Origin of the sequence: Pseudomonas migulae NBRC 103157, assembly GCF_002091715.1 — a bacterium.
GTDB classification, from domain to species: Bacteria; Pseudomonadota; Gammaproteobacteria; order Pseudomonadales; family Pseudomonadaceae; genus Aquipseudomonas; species Aquipseudomonas migulae_A.
Map to the genome: position 1 here is coordinate 103,696 of NZ_BDAG01000011.1, position 14,864 is coordinate 118,559.

Here is a 14,864-nt window from a genome sequence, read left to right on the forward strand (position 1 = left end):
TTGCGCTTTTAACATTTGATTTATTGATTAATATAGCGGCCAACCAACACACAAACTCACAATGGATGACACAGCATGAGCTCACTGATCAACAAGGTACTGTTTACCCGCGCTGGCTACGGCCTGACTGTTTTGCGAATCTTCGTCGGCATCATCTTCGCTGCCCACGGTGCGCAGAAACTCTTCGGGGCGTTCGGTGGTTACGGTCTGGCCGGCACCGCGCAGTACATGGAGAGTATCGGTCTGGCGCCGGGCTACCTGATGGCCACGCTGGCGGGCGGTACTGAGTTCTTCGGCGGTCTTGCCTTGATCATCGGCTTGCTGGTCCGTCCGGCAGCCCTCGGCCTGACCATCCTCTCGCTGGTGGCGATCTTCTCGGTGCACCTGCCTAACGGTTTGTTCATGGCCAACAACGGTTATGAATTCGCCCTGGCCCTGCTGGGTGGCAGCATCGCCGTGCTGATCGAAGGCGCCGGCAAACTGTCCGCCGACCGCGCCATTGCTGGGTGACCGCTCTGGCTCAACGAAAAGGCCCGCATTGTGCGGGCCTTTTTTTTGTTGTGCGTCATTCTTGACACTGTCCAGTCAGCTTCTCTAGGATGCTGCTCATGCGCCGATTTAAACAGCTACTTGCGGGGCGCCAGGTGACTCATTCAGTTGCCGATAGAAGCCTGAAACAGGCTTCGAAATACCGCTAAAGCGCTGGTTCGGTGTTGCCTCTCACCTGCCATGCAGACTTTTGAGGCAGAGACACGACACGATGAATGCACTAAACCCCGTTGTACGTCCCGCGCCGATCACGGCACATCTCACCCAGCGCAATCCAAAAATCCTGCTTGGCGGCAAACATCAGCCGACGCTCCTGCGTTATCTGGATGGTTGGCCACGTCGCACCGGCGGACCGGCAGCATTCCTGATTCAGTTTGTCGAAGACGGTGAGTCGCTGGCTCGATTTGCCAGCGACAGTTTCGACCTGGCGGTGATTCAGTCGCCCAGCCTCGAAGACGCGCCTGAAGTGATCAAACAACTGACCCGCGTGGCCCGACAAGGGTTGATTACCCGCCGCTAAGGCCTAGGGGTATTCGATCGCCACGATATAGACGCACTGCTCGCCGGTAGGCGTCTGCACCCGAACTTCGGCGTCCAGCGCCTTGCCGATCAGGGCGCGAGCCAAGGGTGAGTCGATACTGATCAGGCCCAGTTTCAAGTTCAGTTCATCCGGGCCGACGATGCGGTAGCGCGACTCCTTGCCGTCCTCATCCTCGATCGTGACCCAGGCGCCGAAGTAAACCTTGTTCGGATCGCTGGGCTTTTCGCTGACCACCTTGAGTGCTTCCAGGCGTTTGGTCAGAAAACGCACGCGGCTGTCGATCTCGCGCAACATCTTTTTGCCGTAGGTGTATTCGGCATTTTCGGAGCGATCACCTTGCGCCGCGGCCTCGCTGACCGATTGCGTGACTTGCGGTCGGCGCACATGCCAGAGCTCATGGAACTCGGCCCGCATCCGCGCTTCACCTTCAGGGGTGATCAGCGCGGTGCCAGCGGTGCGGGGAGGGCGATAACGGCTCATGGCAACTTCTTGTGATGGAGAAGGCTTGAGTCTATCAACCCTCGCGCAACACTGTCAGGGGGCTGGCGTTCAACGCCCGACGGGTGCCGAACACGCCGGCGCCGCCGATCAGCGCAGCGCCGATCAATGGCAGTACCAACAGCCATGGATGCGGGTGCCAAGGCAGATCGAACGCGTAACGGTACAGCACCAGGCTCACCAGTTCCGAACCCAGCGCTGCCAGCAATCCGCTGACCGCGCCGAGCAGACCGAACTCGATTCGCCGGGCCTTGACCAGCAATTGCCGCTCGGCCCCCAACGCTCGCAACAATGCGCCTTGGCGGATGCGTTCATCCAGCGTCGCTTGCAGGCCCGAAAACAGCACCGCCATCCCCGCCGCCAGCACGAACAACAGCACATATTCCACCGCCAGGGTGACCTGGGCGAGGATGCTGCGCAGTTGCTCCAGCAGGGCTTCGACTTGCAGGATGGTTACCGCCGGAAAGGCGCGGGACAGGTCGACGATCTGCTGATCATGACCGGCTGCCAGATAGAAGCTGGTCAGGTAAGTCGCCGGTAAATCCTTCAACGTTCCTGGCTGGAAAATCATGAAGAAGTTCGGCTGGAAGTTGTCCCAGTTGATCTCCCGCAGGCTGGTGACTTTCGCTTCGCGATTGACACCGCCGACGGTAAACACCATGTGATCGCCCAGCTTGAGCTTCAGGCTTTCAGCGACTTTGCCTTCTACCGACACGCCGGGAATGTCATCTGCTGGCTGTTCGCTCCACCAGTTTCCCGCGGTGAGCTTGTTGCCTGCCGGCAGGTCCGCCGCCCAGGTCAGGCTCAGGTCGCGCTGGATCGCCCGATCTCCGGCCGAGTCCTTGCTGACGATGTCCTGCACCGGCTCACCGTTGATGCTGATCAACCGTCCCGGTACGACCGGGTACAGCGGCGCCGATTGTGCCGACAGTTCGATCAGGCGATCGGTGAAGGCCTGTTTGTCTGCCGGCAGGATGTTCAGCGCGAAATAGTTCGGCGCGTTTTTCGGCAACTGGTTTTGCCAGGTATCCAGCAGCTCACCGCGCAGCAGGGCGATCAACGCCATGGACAGCAGAATCAAACCGAAGGCCAGGGATTGTCCGGCGGCGGCCAGTGGATGACGCAGCAATTGACCCAACCCGAGACGCCACGGCAACGAAGCACGCGCGAGCATCCGACGCAGGCTTTTCAGCAGCAGCAACAGCAAGCCTCCCAACACCAGCGCCGCAATCACGCCACCGCCGAGCAGGGCGAAGGTCAGCACCAGGTCGAGGCTCAGGCGCCACATGATCAGCCCGAGAGCGCCCAATGCCGCGCCGTAGACCATCCAGGTGCTGGAAGGAATCGGCAGCATGTCGCGGCGCAATACCCGCAAGGGCGGAACCCGGCCCAGCGCCGCGAGGGGGGGCAAGGCAAAACCGGCCAGCGCCACCAGTCCGGTGCCGATCCCGGCGATGGCCGGCAACAGACCTCCCGGTGGAACGTCGGTGGGCAACAAATCATGCAGCAGCGCGAACAGGCCAAGCTGCGCCAGCCAGCCAATCAATGCCCCACTGATGCTGGCCAACAGTCCGAGCACCATCAGCTGCAAACTGAACAGGACCATGGTTTCCCGGCGGGAAAGACCCAGGCAACGCAACAACGCGCTGGCATCGAAGCGGCGGGTGGCGAAACGCGTCGCCGACAGCGCCACCGCTACACCGGACAACAGGACCGCCACCAGGCTCGCCATGTTCAAGTAACGTTCGGCTTTACCCAGGGCGCCACCAATCTGCCGGTTGCCGTCGCGTGCATCCTGGATGCGCTGGTTGGCGGCGAGGCCGGGTTTGATCAATTGACGATAGGTTTCCAGCGCTTCGGCGTTGCCGCGCCAGAGTTCGCGGTAACTGACGCGGCTGCCGGGTTGCACCACGCCGGTGGCGGCAAGGTCGCTGAGGTTGATCAGCACGCGTGGCGTCAGGCTGTAGAAATTACCGGCGCGATCCGGTTCGTAGGTCAGCACTCGCGCCAGTTTCAGCGTGCGCATGCCGACGTCGATGCTGTCGCCGATCTTCAGGTCCAGTGCGGTCAGCAGTCGTGCCTCGACCCAGGCCTCACCGGGTTTCGGTCCTCCGCCGGGCTCTTCCGGAGCGAAGGGCGCGGGGGCGCTTTTCAGTTCACCGCGCAGGGGATAGACATCGTCCGCAGCTTTGATGCTGGACAGCTGAATGCCGTTGTCGGTGGCGATGACGCTGGAGAACTCCACCACCTGCGCATGTTCAAGGCCCAGCTCCGTCCCGCTTCTGATCTGTTCGGGTCGCGCCGGTGAACTGCCTTCAAGCAGCAGATCGGCGCCAAGAAATTCGGTGGCGCGCAGCATCATGGCGCCGTTCAGGCGGGCACCGAAGTAGCCAATGGCGGTACTCGCCGCCACCGCCACCAACAAGGCGAAGAACAACACCCGCAACTCACCGGCGCGAGCGTCGCGCAGCAGTTGGCGGAGGGCGAGACTGAACAGGCGCAACAGCGGCAAGCGTGCCATCAAGGCTCCAGAGGGGCGACCAGCAGGCCGGCTTCAAGTCGGATCAGGCGCCGGCAGCGATGTGCCAGGCGTTCATCGTGGGTCACCAGCACCAGGGTCGTGCCGCGCTCCTTGTTCAAGTCGAACAGCAAGTCGCTGATGCGCTCGCCGGTGTGACTGTCGAGGTTGCCGGTGGGTTCGTCGGCGAACAGTACGTCGGGCTCGGCGGCAAACGCACGGGCAATCGCCACGCGCTGCTGTTCGCCACCGGAGAGCTGGCGTGGAGAGTGGGTCAGGCGCTGGCCGAGGCCGACCCTTTGCAGCAATTCGGTGGCACGCTCACGAGCGTCTTTGCGGCCATCGAGTTCCAGCGGCAGCATGACGTTTTCCAGGGCATTGAGACTGTCGAGCAACTGGAATGATTGAAAGACAAAACCCACATGTTCGGCGCGAATGCGCGCGCGCTGGTCTTCATCGAGATTGCTCAGGCCCTGGCCGGCGAGGGTGACTTCGCCGCTGCTCGGCAGGTCGAGGCCCGCGAGCAGGCCGAGGAGGGTGGATTTGCCGGAACCGGACGCGCCAACGATGGCCAGGCTGTCGCCCTTGTTCAGTTCCAGGCTGAGTTCGTGCAGGATAGTCAGTTCACCTTCCGCGCTAGGAACCACTTTGCTGAGGTTCTTCGCGGTGAGAATGCTTGCGCCCATGGAGAATCCGATGCGTGTGTGGTTTTTGAGTGCTGGCCTGGCCTTGATGTGCATGGCCCAGAACGCAGCGGCGGGTACAGTCCTGATCGTTGGCGATAGTATCAGCGCTGGTTTCGGACTGGATACCCGCGTTGGGTGGGTCTCGTTGCTCGAGCAACGGCTCAAGCGCGAAGGTTTCGACGACAAGGTGGTCAACGCATCCATCAGCGGCGACACCAGTGCCGGAGGCCAGGCGCGCCTGCCTGCGCTGCTTGCAGAGCATAAGCCGGAGCTGGTGATCCTCGAGCTGGGCGGCAACGACGGCCTGCGCGGATTGCTCCCAACGCAATTGCAACAAAACCTTGCAGCGATGATCGACAGCTCCCGCGCCAGTGGGGCCAAGGTGCTTCTGCTCGGCATGCAACTGCCACCCAACTACGGCGCGCGCTACACCAAGGCGTTCGCCGAGGTGTACAGCAACGTCGCCGCCGAGAAAAAAATCCCGCTGGTGCCGTTTTTTCTCGATGGCGTGGGCGGTCACCCGGACCTGATGCAGGCCGACGGCTTGCACCCCGCTGCGGGGGCTCAGGACAAGTTGCTGGAAAATGTCTGGCCGACACTGAAACCGCTGCTTTGACGCTTTTCTAGCGGCGGCGTTTCGGCTAAGGTGGCGCCCCCGATTTGGAGCCCCCGATGCCGCGTCCCGCCTGGTCACTTTTTGCCTACCAACTGATCGAGCCTGACGAACAGCTGGATCTGTTCGCCTGCCAGGAAGTGCGGGTGCATCTGGTGACCCGTCAGCTGGAACTCGGTGGCTCGGCCGATCGAACCCTGTGCGGCAGCCTGCTTCCGGCGCAGCCGCGCTGGTCGAGCGTCGACCGTCGGGTTTTCCAGGACCAGCGCCTGTGCTCGCTGTGCCGGGCGATCCTGGAATCGCAGAAACGCGGCACTTCGCCGATCTGGCCAGAGCTGCGCTTCGAGCTTTGATGCAATAAAGATAGCGTGCTATCGGCCAACTCCCCGAATTTACGGACGTCGGTGTACAATCTCGTTTTTACCCCTGACCCTGCGAAGGATTTTCCGGATGTTGCCGCGTTTTCCTGCCGTCACCCGCTGCCTGTCTCTTGCCGCCCTTTGTGTGGCAGGCCCCGTAGCAGCATTGGAGTTGCCCCTGCCACCGCCCGGTGAAGACATCGTCGGCCAGGTTCAGGTCATCAAGGCCAAGTACGAAGACACCTTCGCCGACCTTGGCACCACTTACGACCTGGGTTACTCGGAAATGGTCGCGGCCAACCCTGGCGTCGATGCATGGCTGCCGGGCGCCGGTACCGAAATCGTGCTGCCGACGCGCTTCATCCTGCCACCAGGACCCCGTGAAGGTATCGTCATCAACCTGGCCGAATACCGTCTCTACTACTATCCGAAAGGCCGGAATGTGGTTTACACCTTCCCGCTCGGCATCGGTCGCGAGGGTTGGGGTTCACCGATCGCTCACACCACCATCACGGCCAAGACGCCGAACCCGACCTGGACGCCTCCAGCCTCGATCAAGGCCGAGCACCTTGCAGACGGTGATCCGTTGCCAAACGTGGTGCCGGCCGGCCCGGACAACCCGCTGGGGCCGTTTAAATTCACCCTGGGCACACCGGGTTACCTGATCCACGGTTCGAACAAGAAGTTCGGCATCGGCATGCGCACCAGCCACGGTTGCTTCCGCATGTTCAACAACAACGTGCTGGAAATGGCGAGCATGGTGCCGGTAGGCACGTCGGTGCGCATTATCAGTGACCCGTACAAGTTCGGTGTCAGTGGCGGCAAGGTGTACCTGGAAGCGCATACGCCGCTGGACGACAAGGGCAATCCTTCTGTGGTCGACAAACACACCGCGGTGATCAATGCGATGCTCAAGCGTGAGGACATCACCAACAACCTGCGCATGAACTGGGATGTGGTCCGCGACGTGGTTGCCGCCGAAGATGGTCTGCCGGTGGAAATCGGAGTGCCGAATTCCTCGGCGCCAATGGTGACGAGTACGCCGATCGACCCGTTGCAGTAATGCTTGAAAGGAACCCGCCGATGCTGACCGCGTCGGCGGGTTTTTTATTGCCTGGACAAAACCCCGGGCAATAAAAAAGCCGACCCAAAAAATGGGTCGGCTTGATAACAATCCCGAGGGATTATTACTTGCGGCTAGCTTTGTCCAGCATGCGCAGAGCACGCTCGTTAGCTTCGTCAGCAGTCTGTTGTGCTTTTTGAGCAGCAGCCAGAGCTTCATCAGCTTTACGGTAAGCTTCGTCTGCACGAGCCTGGGAGCGAGCAGCTGCGTCTTCAGTAGCGGTCAGACGTGCTTCGGTTTCTTTCGATACGCTGCTGCAACCGGTAGCCAGAACTGCGGCCAGAGCCAGAGCAGAGAATTTCAGAACGTTGTTCATCGTGTTCCCCTTCAAGGACTTTCTATTAAGTTAGCTGTCTCCTCAGAGTGAGGAAATAGCCGGCGTACATACTACCCATTACTTGTCGTAAGTAAACTGACGTAAAGCAAGAAGCCAAAAAAATTGTAGGCGTTGATTCTTTTTCGAGCAACTTTTACTTGCAATTGATTAAAAAATATCCAGCTGCAAGGCCCGCACTGAGCGAGTTGGCACGAAAAAGTTCCCGGCGGCCGCGAGTGTTTTCGCGGTCTTGGCTAAAGTCTGTCTACATGGATTCGTCTACACTTTTGTTCGGGATTTGCGGCGCACCTCTCATATCTTTCTCCTAGTTGAGGTGACTTAAAAGAAGGGCGCTCGTCTTAAGTCTCAACATCCGGCAATGTTCAGGCGATCGACCTCCCGGGATCTTCGGTCGAGCCGCCCCTGCGTAACCCCGGAACAGCACCTGCCCAACCTTGCATGATGACGAGCGTACCTTGAGCATTTTCTGCCAATGGTGCCTACTATTTGATACGTGCTCGGTTGCGCGAGATCGGTGCAGTTCTTCTCGGTGTCCATTCAGGCACGGGTTGGCGTAGATGTTCCTTCGCCGGAAAAACATCGGTAAGGTAGGGGTCAGAATCAAAGACCCGCGAGGAGTAGTGATGAGTGAGGCGTTGTCCATCCACCATGACCAGGCTGGTCATCAGTTCGAGACCAATGTGGACGGTCATCGTGCCTACCTGACCTATATGGATCTGGGGAAACAGACCCTGGATATCTATCGCACGTTTGTGCCCAATGCCTTGCGTGGTCGCGGCATCGCGGCAGCCCTGACCGAGCAGGCGCTGCAGTACGCCGAGGAAATGGGCTACACCGTCATTCCTTCGTGTTCCTACGTGGAGCGCTACATGGAGCGTCACCAGCGGCATGCGGCCAAGCTGAGCCAGTAAAACGAACACATAAAAAAACGCCGGGTTTAGCCCGGCGTTTTTTTGTGCGCTGAAAAGTGATCAGGTGCGAGCGCGTTTCGGCAGCACGTCCTTGAGCTTGGCATGCATGCTGCGCAAGGTATTTTCTGTAGCGGACCAGTCGATGCAGGCATCGGTGATCGACACGCCGTATTGCAGGTCGGCGAGGTCTTTCGGGATGGCCTGGCAGCCCCAGTTCAGGTGACTTTCGACCATCAGGCCGATGATCGACTGGTTGCCTTCGAGGATCTGGTTGGCGACGTTCTCCATCACCAGCGGTTGCAGTGCCGGGTCCTTGTTGGAGTTGGCGTGGCTGCAATCGACCATGATGTTCGGCTTGATCTTCGCTTTGTTCAGCGCTTGCTCGCACAGTGCGACGCTGACCGAATCGTAGTTCGGTTTGCCGTTACCGCCGCGCAGCACCACGTGACCATAGGCATTGCCCTTGGTGGTGACGATCGACACGCCGCCTTCCTGGTTGATCCCCAGGAAACGATGCGGGCTGGAAACCGATTGCAGGGCGTTGATAGCCACGGTCAGGCCGCCGTCGGTGCCGTTCTTGAAGCCGACGGCCGAAGACAGGCCGGAGGCCATTTCACGGTGAGTCTGGGATTCAGTGGTGCGCGCGCCGATGGCCGACCAGCTGATCAGGTCCTGCAGGTACTGCGGGGAGATCGGGTCGAGGGCTTCGGTCGCGGTTGGCAGGCCCATCTCGGCCAGGTCCAGCAACAGCTGACGACCGATGTGCAGACCGTCCTGAATCTTGAAGGAGTCGTCCAGGTACGGGTCGTTGATCAAGCCTTTCCAGCCGACGGTGGTGCGTGGCTTCTCGAAATACACGCGCATGACCAGATACAAGGTATCGGACACTTCCGCGGCCAGCACCTTCAGGCGCTCGGCGTATTCGTGGGCAGCCTTGATGTCGTGGATCGAGCACGGCCCGATGACGACAAACAGGCGATGGTCGGTGCCATCCAGGATGTTGCGAATGACTTCGCGACCCTTGGTGACGGTGCGCAGGGCAGCGTCGCTCAGAGGGATATCACGCTTGAGCTGATCGGGAGTGATCAGCGTCTCGTTGGAGGCGACGTTTAGGTCGTTGATCGGTAAATCAGCCATCGTTTACTCGTCAGGTCACGGGTGCCGGCCGCCAGCGAACCCGCGCGGCGGAGCACAGCAAATTAAGCGCGTCGGGGAGCGGAACCTTAGCGCGTTACACCGTGGCTCGACAATGGGCAGACAGCGGTTTTAGGGGCATTCGCAACGAATTGATAACGTCCCTTAATCCATCACCGCCTGTGCAAATGCCCTGCGAACCGTGTCGTGAGAGAACTCGTCGGCGTGTTGCTGGACCCATTCGAGGGCCAGCGCCTGGGTTTCCTGCAGGTCGTCGTGGGCGTCATGCTGGCGACAATAACGTTCGATCTGGCACACCTGTTCGCCCATCCGGGCACTGAACATCATCTGCTCGTCGACAAAGGCAATGCCCACCAGATAACCGTGTTTGCGTCGCAGGCACCAGGCTACATAGCCCAGAAAACGCAAGTCGGGGTTCAAGGTCGGTATGCGAACCTCCAGCGCCGTACCGTGGCGCCAGGCGCGGTGGTAATTGCAAGCCATGCCCCCGACGCTGATAGTGTGCAGCTGTTGTCGTGAAATACACTCAGGTTTCAACAACGTTAATTCGACGGGTACATCGTCAGGATGAGGAATAAAACGTCCCATGAGCACGGACTCCATGTGTCGGCCATCTGACATTGTTTCCCCCAGTATAGTGGTCGAATCGGAACTGACCGATTTCGACGCCGACCAACGGTTGCTGGCGATGAGCGGGGTGTCGCTGGTCATATTCACCAGCGTCGGCTGCGCCAGCTGCCGTTTTGCCCGTGAGCAATTGCCAAGGCTCGATCTGCATGTCGACCGCTTGTGCTGGATCGATGCCGGGGACAATGGCGGGGTGGTCGAGCGTTATCAGGTCTTTCATTTGCCGGCGCTGTTTGTGGTGCGCGACGGTGAGTTTTTCGGAGCGCTAAAATCGCGCCTGACCAGCAACGAGCTCAATGCGGCCGTGACTCAGGCGTTGACCAGAACAGCAGAGGAGTTGCCATGACGGGTGCAGTTGCCAAACCGACCATTGGTATTATCGGGACCGGTGCGATCGGTGGTTTCTATGGGTTGATGCTGGCGCGTGCCGGTTTCGACGTGCATTTTCTGTTGCGCAGCGAATTTTCGGTGGTGGCCGAACGCGGGTTGCAACTCGACAGTGCGGTGCACGGTGCGCTGGCGCTGAATCCGGTACAGGCCTATTCATCGGCCGAAGACATGCCGCTCTGCGACTGGTTGCTGGTGGGCGCGAAGACCACCAGCAATGCCGGTCTGGCGCCGGCGATCATTCAAGCGGCGGCACCGAACGCCAAGGTGCTGTTGCTGCAAAACGGCCTGGACGTCGAGGACAGTCTGCGAGCCTTGCTTCCGGATTCCCTGCACCTGCTCGGCGGGCTCTGCCTGATCTGCGTCCATCGCACCGGCCCCGGTGCGATCACTCATCAGGCCCTTGGTGCGGTGAACGTCGGTTACCACAGTGGCCCCGCCACCGATGAACAGGCGCGTATGGCAATTGTCGAGGAAGGCGCCGGGTTGTTCCGCAGCGCCGGCATCGACTCCCAGGCCATGCCGAACCTGCATCAGGCGCGCTGGCAGAAACTGGTCTGGAATATCCCTTACAACGGCCTGTCGGTTCTGCTCGGCGCGGGCACCACACCGTTGATGGCCGATGCCGACAGCCGGGAACTGATCAAGGCCTTGATGGCCGAAGTGGTTCAGGGTGCCAAGGCCTGCGGTCACGACATGCCGGCCGGTTACGCCGACTATCTGTTCATGATGACCGAAAAAATGCCGGACTACTGGCCGAGCATGTACCACGATTTTCTGCACAAGCGACCGCTGGAACTGGAGGCGATTTACGCCCGGCCACTGGCGGCAGCCAAGGCCGCCGGCTGCGAATTGCCACGAATCGAAGCGTTGTATCGCGGTTTGCGTTTTATCGATCGACGCAACACCTGAGTCGATCAACCCGAGGGGGAAGGGCATGGCAAAGACGATTGACGACAAACTGGTGCTGGCGATTTCTTCGCGCGCGCTGTTCGACCTGAGCGAAAGCCACAAGGTTTACCTGTCGAGCGGCGTCGAGGCCTACCGGCAATATCAGATCGAACACGAAGACGAAATCCTCGAGCCCGGTGATGCCTTCCCGTTGGTGGAAAAACTCCTCAGCCTCAATACCCGCCTCGGCCGCGCCAGGGTCGAGGTGATCCTGGTGTCGCGCAACAGCGCCGACACCGGGCTGCGGGTGTTCAACTCGATTCACCATTACGGACTGGCGATCTCCCGTGCGGCGTTTGTCGGTGGGCGCAGTCCGTATCCGTATCTCAAAGCGTTTGGTTGCGACCTGTTTCTGTCGACCCACGCCGAAGACGTGCGCAGTGCACTGGATGCCGGTTTCGCGGCGGCGACCATTCTGTCGGGCGGGGCCAGCCGTGCTGCTAGCGATGAATTGCGGATTGCCTTCGACGGTGACGCAGTGCTGTTTTCCGACGAGTCGGAGCGTGTTTATCAGTCGGGCGGCCTGGAAGCGTTTCAGGCCAGCGAACGCGAAAGTGCCCGCGAGCCACTGCGCGGCGGGCCGTTCAAAGGCTTTCTCGCGGCGCTCAATCTGTTGCAGCGCGAGTTCCCGGAGGACGCCTGTCCGATCCGCACCGCGTTGGTCACCGCCCGTTCGGCGCCCGCCCATGAGCGGGTGATCCGCACGTTGCGCGAGTGGGACATTCGCCTGGATGAGTCGTTGTTTCTCGGTGGCCTGACCAAGTCCGCCTTCCTCGAAGCCTTTGCCGCCGACGTGTTTTTCGACGATCAGGCCGGCCATTGCGAGTTGGCCCGCGAGGTGGTCGCTACCGGTCATGTGCCCCATGGCATAAGCAACGAGCAAAAGGTTTAAGCCCGCCGTTCAACGCGTTACGCGGGACGTCGTGTTCGCCAAGGCACTGCTAAGCTGAATCAATCTCCGCCATGTTGGCACTCGAGGAGGTCATATGATTCGTTCGATGCTGTATGCCACTGACCTCGGTCTGTACGCACCGTTAGTGATGCAGCATGCCCTGGAGCTGGCTCGAACATTCGATGCTGACTTGTATGTGGTGCACGCGGTTGAGCCGATGGGGTTGTTTGCCGAATCGGTGCTTCAGAGTTACCTCGATGAACAGGCGTTGAACGAGTTTCACAGTCAGGGCCTGAACACCGTTATTGCCAGTATCGAGCAGCGGGTGCTCGACAGTTTTCGTGAGGAGTTGGGGGACGAGGGTGCGCACGATCTGGACCGGATTCAGGCGGTGCGGGTGCTTCAGGGCGATCCGTCGCAGGTGATTCTCGACCAGGCGCAGAAACTCTCCGTGGATTTGTTGATCGTAGGTAGTCATAGCCATGGTGCTGGCGCGGAAACGCCGTTGGGCAGGACCGCAGCGCGGGTGTTGCAGTTGGCTCGAGTTCCGGTCTATCTGGTGCCGCTGGTGGAGCGCCGTCGCAAGGGCGATCGCTAGCACACGACTGGAACATGAATAGTGGCGTTTTGATGAAAAAGTTCTAGATTTATTCTTCAAACCATTAATATAGTTATATACCGTCGCTGATGCCCGTGGCGTCTACCTGCTTTGAGGGATTCATATGAAGCTTCAACAACTGCGCTACATCTGGGAAGTGGCGCACCACGACCTCAACGTTTCCGCTACAGCCCAAAGCCTTTACACCTCGCAACCGGGTATCAGCAAGCAGATCCGTCTGTTGGAAGACGAATTGGGCGTCGAGGTTTTTGCTCGCAGCGGCAAGCACCTGACCCGCGTCACCCCGGCCGGCGAGCGCATCATCACCACCGCTGGCGAGATCCTGCGCAAGGTTGAAAGCATCAAGCAGATCGCCCAGGAATTCTCCAACGAGAAAAAAGGCACCCTGTCGATCGCTACCACGCACACCCAGGCGCGTTACGCGTTGCCGCCGGTGATCAGCAATTTCATCAAGCAATACCCGGACGTTGCGCTGCACATGCACCAGGGTTCGCCGATGCAGATCGCCGAAATGGCCGCTGACGGCACCGTCGATTTTGCCATCGCCACCGAAGCCCTCGAGCTGTTCGGTGATCTGGTGATGATGCCGTGCTACCGCTGGAACCGCTGCGTGGTCGTGCCTCAGGGCCATCCGCTGACCAAGCTGTCGAAGCTGACCCTTGAAGCGCTGGCCGAATACCCGATCGTGACGTACGTATTCGGTTTCACCGGCCGTTCGAAACTCGACGAAGCGTTCAGCCATCGCGGCCTGACGCCGAAAGTGGTGTTCACCGCCGCTGACGCCGACGTGATCAAGACCTACGTGCGATTGGGTCTGGGTGTGGGCATCGTGGCGAAAATGGCGGTCGACACCAAGCTCGATAGTGATCTGGTCGTGCTCGACGCCAGCGAATTGTTCGAATCCAGCATCACCAAAATCGGTTTCCGTCGCGGCACCTTCCTGCGTGGCTTCATGTGCGACTTCATCGAAAAGTTCGCTCCGCATCTGACCCGCGAAATCATGGCCAAAGCCATTCAGTGCCACAACAAGCAGGAACTGGAAGAGCTGTTCGACGGCGTCGAACTGCCAGTTCACTGATTTTTTAGACCGCCTCGGTAACGGAAAACTGTTGCCGAGCGCCCGCCACCAGAATCTCCACCTCGTCCCCTTCGAACTTGCCCAGCAAGCTTTTGCCCAGCGGTGAGCGAGGGGTGATGACGGTAATCATTTGTCCCACCAGATCGACCTTCAAACCCGCTGCATCGGGGGCCAGAAACAGCCATTGTTCACGACCCTTTTCGTCTTCCAGACCCAGCAGGGCGCCGACTTCGATGCCGCGCTGATCGTCGTAAGGCCGCAGCGCCAGGTTCTGGCACAGCGTCAGCGATTGCCTGATTTCCTCGACCCGTTTCGCCTGCCCGGCTGCCAGGTATGACGCCTCCAGCCCCAGTGTGTCGTACTTGTTTTCGGCGATGTTTTCTTCGTGGGTCGCGGTTTCGTACGCGGTTTGCGCGGCACGTTCGGCGATGTCGAGGTCGACACGCAGCTTGTCGAGAATCAGTTGATGGACCGTCTGTTTATTCATGGTCAGTCGCAGAATTGCAGGACGTTGGCGCGGCTTTTTTCGCTTGGCGCGGTCTGGTCCTGTTGCAGCCAGAACTGGCATTTCGGATTGGCCAGATTACGGCTGGTGCTGCGGGCCTGATCCAGTCGTTGCTGCTGCTCGTTCTTGCGCAGGTTCTCTTCGTATTGATCGAACAGCGGGCTCTGCGGCGGAAGATCCGGCACCGGTTGTGCGACCACGGGTGGTTTCGCCAGTTGCTCTATCGCCTGCGCGACCGGCGCCAATTGATCGCTGAATAACAGTCGGGAAGCGAGCCAGCAGGTCAGCGCGATGGCGAGGAATCCCAGCCACAGTCCGAGGGCAATGCTGCCGGTCAGTTGCAGGGCATTGAGCTGAATCGGCAAGGGGCGGCGCGGGTTGGGGCGGTAGGGCATGACTGCCTCCTGGCGGGTGGGCGCGGGCGAGTGGCGATTGTCGCATGAAGATTAATCGCCGTCGGCTCTTCTGCACGGAGTAATTTATGCGGACAATCGGCGCCTTTGCCAACGGGAGCC

General features: G+C 60.0%; 19 protein-coding genes. 11 read left to right on the forward strand and 8 right to left on the reverse strand.

From position 1 onward, the window contains the following. The first annotated feature begins 75 nt into the window (after positions 1 to 75). The gene (locus tag PMI01S_RS11140) at positions 76 to 510 is read left to right on the forward strand and encodes a DoxX family protein (RefSeq protein ID WP_084319873.1); all 435 of its coding nucleotides are present in this window, start codon (positions 76 to 78) and stop codon (positions 508 to 510) included. Between the two features lie 250 nt (positions 511 to 760). Next, on the forward strand, positions 761 to 1,069 hold the full coding sequence (locus PMI01S_RS11145) for a hypothetical protein (RefSeq protein ID WP_084319875.1): 309 nt from the start codon (positions 761 to 763) through the stop codon (positions 1,067 to 1,069). A gap of 3 nt (positions 1,070 to 1,072) precedes the next feature. Here the strand turns inward: PMI01S_RS11145 and greB are convergent, their stop codons facing one another. The 3 genes from greB to PMI01S_RS11160 are packed head-to-tail and all read right to left on the reverse strand — an operon-like array spanning position 1,073 to position 4,792. Then, positions 1,073 to 1,570 (reverse strand): transcription elongation factor GreB, encoded by a 498-nt coding sequence (gene greB / locus PMI01S_RS11150; protein ID WP_084319877.1) that lies wholly within the window; start codon positions 1,568 to 1,570, stop codon positions 1,073 to 1,075. A 34-nt stretch (positions 1,571 to 1,604) separates the two neighbouring features. Beyond that, complete coding sequence (locus PMI01S_RS11155; RefSeq protein WP_084319879.1) at positions 1,605 to 4,109, reverse strand: ABC transporter permease; 2,505 nt, start codon at positions 4,107 to 4,109, stop codon at positions 1,605 to 1,607. Beyond that, positions 4,109 to 4,792: an ABC transporter ATP-binding protein gene (locus tag PMI01S_RS11160; protein WP_084319880.1), complete on the reverse strand. Its 684-nt coding sequence runs from the start codon at positions 4,790 to 4,792 to the stop codon at positions 4,109 to 4,111. The genes PMI01S_RS11155 and PMI01S_RS11160 overlap by 1 nt, the downstream gene beginning before the upstream one ends. Positions 4,793 to 4,802: 10 nt before the next feature. Here PMI01S_RS11160 and PMI01S_RS11165 point away from each other — a divergent pair, with 10 nt between their 5' ends. The 3 genes from PMI01S_RS11165 (at position 4,803) to PMI01S_RS11175 (ending at position 6,827) form a co-directional block, all read left to right on the forward strand. After that, the gene (locus PMI01S_RS11165) at positions 4,803 to 5,408 is read left to right on the forward strand and encodes an arylesterase (RefSeq protein WP_084319882.1); all 606 of its coding nucleotides are present in this window, start codon (positions 4,803 to 4,805) and stop codon (positions 5,406 to 5,408) included. Between the two features lie 56 nt (positions 5,409 to 5,464). Continuing rightward, on the forward strand, positions 5,465 to 5,758 hold the full coding sequence (locus PMI01S_RS11170; RefSeq protein ID WP_003226812.1) for a hypothetical protein: 294 nt from the start codon (positions 5,465 to 5,467) through the stop codon (positions 5,756 to 5,758). Positions 5,759 to 5,855: 97 nt separating this feature from the next. Beyond that, positions 5,856 to 6,827: a L,D-transpeptidase family protein gene (locus tag PMI01S_RS11175; RefSeq protein ID WP_084319884.1), complete on the forward strand. Its 972-nt coding sequence runs from the start codon at positions 5,856 to 5,858 to the stop codon at positions 6,825 to 6,827. A 124-nt stretch (positions 6,828 to 6,951) separates the two neighbouring features. Here PMI01S_RS11175 and oprI read toward each other — a convergent pair whose 3' ends face one another. Further along, the gene (oprI, locus tag PMI01S_RS11180) at positions 6,952 to 7,203 is read right to left on the reverse strand and encodes an outer membrane lipoprotei OprI (RefSeq protein ID WP_002553018.1); all 252 of its coding nucleotides are present in this window, start codon (positions 7,201 to 7,203) and stop codon (positions 6,952 to 6,954) included. 644 nt (positions 7,204 to 7,847) lie between these two features. Here oprI and PMI01S_RS11185 point away from each other — a divergent pair. Then, on the forward strand, positions 7,848 to 8,135 hold the full coding sequence (locus PMI01S_RS11185; protein ID WP_020800382.1) for a GNAT family N-acetyltransferase: 288 nt from the start codon (positions 7,848 to 7,850) through the stop codon (positions 8,133 to 8,135). Positions 8,136 to 8,195: 60 nt separating this feature from the next. Here PMI01S_RS11185 and PMI01S_RS11190 read toward each other — a convergent pair whose 3' ends face one another. After that, entirely contained in the window at positions 8,196 to 9,272 is a 1,077-nt protein-coding gene (locus tag PMI01S_RS11190) for a 3-deoxy-7-phosphoheptulonate synthase (protein WP_017339811.1), read from the reverse strand. Positions 9,273 to 9,434: 162 nt separating this feature from the next. Then, positions 9,435 to 9,878, reverse strand: a complete 444-nt coding sequence (locus PMI01S_RS11195; RefSeq protein WP_084319886.1) for a PilZ domain-containing protein — start codon at positions 9,876 to 9,878, stop codon at positions 9,435 to 9,437. Between PMI01S_RS11195 and PMI01S_RS11200 the strand changes: the two genes are divergently transcribed. The 5 genes from PMI01S_RS11200 to cysB all read left to right on the forward strand — a co-directional run bounded on the left by PMI01S_RS11200 (position 9,877) and on the right by cysB (position 13,844). Beyond that, the gene (locus tag PMI01S_RS11200; protein ID WP_084319888.1) at positions 9,877 to 10,263 is read left to right on the forward strand and encodes a thioredoxin family protein; all 387 of its coding nucleotides are present in this window, start codon (positions 9,877 to 9,879) and stop codon (positions 10,261 to 10,263) included. The genes PMI01S_RS11195 and PMI01S_RS11200 overlap by 2 nt on opposite strands. Further along, positions 10,260 to 11,216 (forward strand): putative 2-dehydropantoate 2-reductase, encoded by a 957-nt coding sequence (locus PMI01S_RS11205; RefSeq protein ID WP_084319890.1) that lies wholly within the window; start codon positions 10,260 to 10,262, stop codon positions 11,214 to 11,216. Before PMI01S_RS11200 ends, PMI01S_RS11205 begins: the two co-directional genes overlap by 4 nt. A gap of 25 nt (positions 11,217 to 11,241) precedes the next feature. Further along, positions 11,242 to 12,147 carry a 5'-nucleotidase gene (locus PMI01S_RS11210; RefSeq protein ID WP_084319892.1) on the forward strand — a complete coding sequence of 302 codons (906 nt, stop codon included), beginning with the start codon at positions 11,242 to 11,244 and terminating at the stop codon, positions 12,145 to 12,147. A gap of 94 nt (positions 12,148 to 12,241) precedes the next feature. Continuing rightward, positions 12,242 to 12,745, forward strand: a complete 504-nt coding sequence (locus PMI01S_RS11215; protein WP_084319894.1) for a universal stress protein — start codon at positions 12,242 to 12,244, stop codon at positions 12,743 to 12,745. A gap of 124 nt (positions 12,746 to 12,869) precedes the next feature. After that, positions 12,870 to 13,844 (forward strand): HTH-type transcriptional regulator CysB, encoded by a 975-nt coding sequence (cysB, locus tag PMI01S_RS11220; protein ID WP_084319897.1) that lies wholly within the window; start codon positions 12,870 to 12,872, stop codon positions 13,842 to 13,844. A 4-nt stretch (positions 13,845 to 13,848) separates the two neighbouring features. Here cysB and PMI01S_RS11225 read toward each other — a convergent pair whose 3' ends face one another. Further along, on the reverse strand, positions 13,849 to 14,331 hold the full coding sequence (locus PMI01S_RS11225) for a GreA/GreB family elongation factor (RefSeq protein WP_084319899.1): 483 nt from the start codon (positions 14,329 to 14,331) through the stop codon (positions 13,849 to 13,851). Between the two features lie 2 nt (positions 14,332 to 14,333). Further along, positions 14,334 to 14,744 carry a hypothetical protein gene (locus tag PMI01S_RS11230; protein WP_084319901.1) on the reverse strand — a complete coding sequence of 137 codons (411 nt, stop codon included), beginning with the start codon at positions 14,742 to 14,744 and terminating at the stop codon, positions 14,334 to 14,336. Positions 14,745 to 14,864 lie beyond the last annotated feature (120 nt).

Bases quoted from the DNA above. Each gene is read 5' to 3' on its own strand.
- PMI01S_RS11140 (WP_084319873.1), top strand. From the start codon at position 76: ATGAGCTCACTGATCAACAAGGTACTGTTTACCCGCGCTGGCTACGGC.
- PMI01S_RS11145 (WP_084319875.1), top strand. From the start codon at position 761: ATGAATGCACTAAACCCCGTTGTACGTCCCGCGCCGATCACGGCACAT.
- greB (WP_084319877.1), bottom strand. From the start codon at position 1,570: ATGAGCCGTTATCGCCCTCCCCGCACCGCTGGCACCGCGCTGATCACC.
- PMI01S_RS11155 (WP_084319879.1), bottom strand. From the start codon at position 4,109: ATGGCACGCTTGCCGCTGTTGCGCCTGTTCAGTCTCGCCCTCCGCCAA.
- PMI01S_RS11160 (WP_084319880.1), bottom strand. From the start codon at position 4,792: ATGGGCGCAAGCATTCTCACCGCGAAGAACCTCAGCAAAGTGGTTCCT.
- PMI01S_RS11165 (WP_084319882.1), top strand. From the start codon at position 4,803: ATGCGTGTGTGGTTTTTGAGTGCTGGCCTGGCCTTGATGTGCATGGCC.
- PMI01S_RS11170 (WP_003226812.1), top strand. From the start codon at position 5,465: ATGCCGCGTCCCGCCTGGTCACTTTTTGCCTACCAACTGATCGAGCCT.
- PMI01S_RS11175 (WP_084319884.1), top strand. From the start codon at position 5,856: ATGTTGCCGCGTTTTCCTGCCGTCACCCGCTGCCTGTCTCTTGCCGCC.
- oprI (WP_002553018.1), bottom strand. From the start codon at position 7,203: ATGAACAACGTTCTGAAATTCTCTGCTCTGGCTCTGGCCGCAGTTCTG.
- PMI01S_RS11185 (WP_020800382.1), top strand. From the start codon at position 7,848: ATGAGTGAGGCGTTGTCCATCCACCATGACCAGGCTGGTCATCAGTTC.
- PMI01S_RS11190 (WP_017339811.1), bottom strand. From the start codon at position 9,272: ATGGCTGATTTACCGATCAACGACCTAAACGTCGCCTCCAACGAGACG.
- PMI01S_RS11200 (WP_084319888.1), top strand. From the start codon at position 9,877: ATGAGCACGGACTCCATGTGTCGGCCATCTGACATTGTTTCCCCCAGT.
- PMI01S_RS11195 (WP_084319886.1), bottom strand. From the start codon at position 9,878: ATGGGACGTTTTATTCCTCATCCTGACGATGTACCCGTCGAATTAACG.
- PMI01S_RS11205 (WP_084319890.1), top strand. From the start codon at position 10,260: ATGACGGGTGCAGTTGCCAAACCGACCATTGGTATTATCGGGACCGGT.
- PMI01S_RS11210 (WP_084319892.1), top strand. From the start codon at position 11,242: ATGGCAAAGACGATTGACGACAAACTGGTGCTGGCGATTTCTTCGCGC.
- PMI01S_RS11215 (WP_084319894.1), top strand. From the start codon at position 12,242: ATGATTCGTTCGATGCTGTATGCCACTGACCTCGGTCTGTACGCACCG.
- cysB (WP_084319897.1), top strand. From the start codon at position 12,870: ATGAAGCTTCAACAACTGCGCTACATCTGGGAAGTGGCGCACCACGAC.
- PMI01S_RS11225 (WP_084319899.1), bottom strand. From the start codon at position 14,331: ATGAATAAACAGACGGTCCATCAACTGATTCTCGACAAGCTGCGTGTC.
- PMI01S_RS11230 (WP_084319901.1), bottom strand. From the start codon at position 14,744: ATGCCCTACCGCCCCAACCCGCGCCGCCCCTTGCCGATTCAGCTCAAT.